The organism is Lutibacter oricola, assembly GCF_900106565.1.
GTDB lineage: Bacteria > Bacteroidota > Bacteroidia > Flavobacteriales > Flavobacteriaceae > Lutibacter > Lutibacter oricola.
On the sequence record NZ_FNNJ01000031.1, the window covers coordinates 1 to 3,522 of the forward strand.

The window sequence follows — 3,522 nt, forward strand, 5'->3', positions numbered from 1 at the left end:
AATAATGATTTTAAGATTAATTAAACTAAAAAGATAAATTTAAGTTAATAAAAAAACACAGAATAAAAATGACAACAGTATGATTTTTTAGCACCAAAATGCATAGCCAAAGTAGGCAACAACTGGTATATTTTATAGCTTGGTTTTTGCACACTTACGAAAATCCTAAAGGGATTTTCTAGGTCGGTAAATATTTACTAAATTTATTGCTTAATCACGCCACAAAACATACCAAAAACCGTTAGCTGTAATTAGATTAAAAATTTAATACGAATGAAAATTTCTGATAAAATAAAAAAATCTAAGTCAAATATTAAAGAATTTGATAGGTTAAACATAACATCACAGCTTCACAATTTCTACGAAAAATTACTAGAAAGAAAAGAAGATAAAACTTTTTTAAGTATAGTAATTGTAAATATTGTTTCTGCTAATGAAAGTTTTTTTAAAGAAACTTTTGCCGCATTATTTGATTTTGATTCTGTATATATTGAAAAATCCAAAAATATTCTAAAACGATATGGTAGTAGAATAGATGTTGAGGACATATTTAGCATAACAAAATCTTATTTCAGTTTAGGAGATTTGATTGCATATTCATTGAAATATTCATCCATTGAGAGCATTCTTAAGAATTTTAAAGAGATAACTGATATTGACTTTTTAAATTCAGTAAAAAGTATTGAATCTTCATTGATTGATTATGAGCTTGATTATCTTTCTACTCCTGAAAGACCAATTGACAAAAATAGAATTATTACAAACCTTAAAGAGATATATGAGTTGAGAAATATTATTTGCCATGATTTTCTTTCTTCGACTCATAAGATAGAGCTTGATTACGACAAGATTATAGATTATATTTTAGATTCCTTGTTATTACAAGAAGCTATAACAATACTTCTTTCTGATAAAATTTATTCATTAAAAATTCCATTGGAAGAAAATGATATAATCGAGGATAATAAAAATAAAATTAAAAAATGTCAAAAGGAATTAAATGTGCTATATAAAGAAATTAAAGATACTTTTAATTCCAAAGATCAATTTTCAAATTTTGAACAAAACGAGAAAATGTTTAATCAATTCGTTGATAGTGACAGCCAACATTTTGGATATTGGTTTCGAGATTTTGATGAAACATTTCCGTTCGCATCAATGTTCTATGAACATAAATTAATGCTGATGGAGGAAAGAATTAATTTTTTAAAAAAACATTTTGATTAAAAACTACAGCTAACAACTGGTATATTTTATTGTTTGGTTCTAGCCTACTTACGAAAATCCTATCGGATTTTCTTGGTCGGTAATTATTTACTAAATTTATAGCTTAATCACTCAACAAAACATACCAAAAACCGTTGTACCCTATTTAAGAATGATAGATAATAAAAACATAAAACTAAACTACTTTACAACTTTCAGGATTGACACACAATGGTTTATACTTTATGAATTCAAAATCTCTGATAAAGAATTATTTCATAAGACTGATAGTGAAATAATTTCTAAATTATTAAAAACTCGAATTCTCAATGAAAAAATCTATCATAAAGAAATGGACAACTCAAAGATTGAGATAAACAGAGAATCAATAAAAATGATACTCGAAAGACCATTTATATTTGAAAAATTAGTCTTAAAAGACTTTAATTTTATAAGAGATATTAAAGAGTTTAAAAGTTGGTTGATAAAGTTTAGAACTGATGATTGGGAAGATGACAGAGAAGATGCACAAAGATTAATTGACCAAGCAGAAAGAGAAATATCTGAAAGGACAAAATTGCAAAATGGGATTTGGTGGCTTTCAAAACAGAAGATTGAAAATCAAAAGGAAAAAATGACTGAATTACATTGGATTTATCATCACTTTGAAACATTCATTGAGATTGACAGAAAGAATAAACTTGTCCGAACATTTGATTTTGGATATGATTAATAAAAAAACAGGGTACAACACTGTGTATAATTCATTGCTAAATTTTGTCGTTTTACGACAAATAATCTTAACTTTAAAATTCGATTTCTTTTACGATAAGTCTTACGACATTATCGCAACGAAATCATAACACAAAACCGTTGCCCACAATATGAAAAAAGATATTACAGAAAAATTCATTTCTGATATTCAAACCATAATTACATCAGATATATTTTCTAAAAGATTAAAAATAAATTTATCGAATTTCCCGAATCAAAAACTTGAAAGTCATATAAGAAACTTAATCGTAGAAATTTACAATGAAGAAAACTCTGAAAAAAGAGCTTTTGGAGAACATCCAAGATATAAAAATATAAAGACAAAAGCTCGAGCTACAATTGACTTTTCAATTTGCACTGAAAAAGTTGTGAATTTTACAATGGAATTAAAATATAATTATCCGAGAGATAGTTCATATTTCTCGAATTATTTGACAAATATTCTACAGAAAGATTTCATAGAAAGAGAATACGATGAGGGAAAAAAAGTTAATGCATTTCTTCAAATTATTTGTAAAACAGATAGAGAAAATTTTGAGGAATTTGAAAATAAATGGGGATTGAATACTCTTTCTAAATATCAATTAAATAATAGTAAAATAACTTGGGAAGAAAATTTACTAAATGGATTTAAAGATGTTAAAACACATTTGAAAGAAAAGCAGAATGTTGAATGTGATTATAAAGTTTTACATAAACAAGAAATACAAACTAATGATTTAAAAACAGATTTCACGTTTTACATAATATATAGGAAATAAATACTGTGGGCAACAACTGGTATATTTTATTGTTTCGTTCTAGCCTACTTACGAAAATCCTATCGGATTTTCTTGGTCGGTAATTATTTACTAAATTTATAGCTAAATCACTCAACAAAACATACCAAAAACCGTTGCCTGTAACAGCGGATTTCACTTCTGAAATCCACATTTTAGTCATTTAAGATTAAAATAGTTAGACTGACAGAGGCACGAAAAAAATAATTCACTGAGGGAAAATTATGATAACTCTTCTACTCTATCAAACAGAAACTAATGTGAATTATTTGAGAATTAAACAAAAGATAAATTAAAACGCAAAAAGCTCATTAAAACAGAACGATTTTAGCACAACTACGAATTCTAGTTGAAACGTGAAAATGAGCAAAACGGAGGATTTTGAGCAATGAAAACGGAATACTAACTCAGACGTGAGAGAAAACTCGATATAAAAATAAATAATTAAGATTAAGTAAACTAAAAAGATAAATTTGAGAAATAAAAACATCCATGAATGAAAATTGCTACGTATGATTTTTTAGCACCAAAATGCAAAGCCGCAACAGGCAACAATGCATAACCAAAATTGTTGCTTTCTGCTAAATAGAATGTTTCTTAACTTTTATTTTATTAATTTTATAAACGAAAAATTGCGATAACTTAAACACAACTTTTGTTATCCTAAACCGTTAGCATACATTTGAGAAAAAAATTAACATATATACTATTCCTAATAGCAAGCTTAAGTTATGCTCAAGAAGAATATCACTTTTCTGACTTA

3 protein-coding genes are annotated in these 3,522 nt (G+C 26.4%); all 3 read left to right on the forward strand.

Features of this window, described 5'->3' with window-relative positions; all coding sequences use genetic code 11:
* Positions 1-273: 273 nt before the first annotated feature.
* The 3 genes from BLU40_RS17165 (at position 274) to BLU40_RS17175 (ending at position 2,741) form a co-directional block, all read left to right on the forward strand.
* Positions 274-1,227, forward strand: coding sequence for a hypothetical protein (locus BLU40_RS17165; protein ID WP_090126684.1), 954 nt, complete (start codon positions 274-276; stop codon positions 1,225-1,227).
* Between the two features lie 151 nt (positions 1,228-1,378).
* Positions 1,379-1,939, forward strand: a complete 561-nt coding sequence (locus BLU40_RS17170) for a hypothetical protein (RefSeq protein WP_090126687.1) — start codon at positions 1,379-1,381, stop codon at positions 1,937-1,939.
* A gap of 151 nt (positions 1,940-2,090) precedes the next feature.
* Entirely contained in the window at positions 2,091-2,741 is a 651-nt protein-coding gene (locus BLU40_RS17175) for a hypothetical protein (protein WP_090126690.1), read from the forward strand.
* Positions 2,742-3,522 lie beyond the last annotated feature (781 nt).

Coding starts and splice junctions, on each gene's coding strand:
- BLU40_RS17165 (WP_090126684.1), top strand. CDS start 274: ATGAAAATTTCTGATAAAATAAAAAAATCTAAGTCAAATATTAAAGAA.
- BLU40_RS17170 (WP_090126687.1), top strand. CDS start 1,379: ATGATAGATAATAAAAACATAAAACTAAACTACTTTACAACTTTCAGG.
- BLU40_RS17175 (WP_090126690.1), top strand. CDS start 2,091: ATGAAAAAAGATATTACAGAAAAATTCATTTCTGATATTCAAACCATA.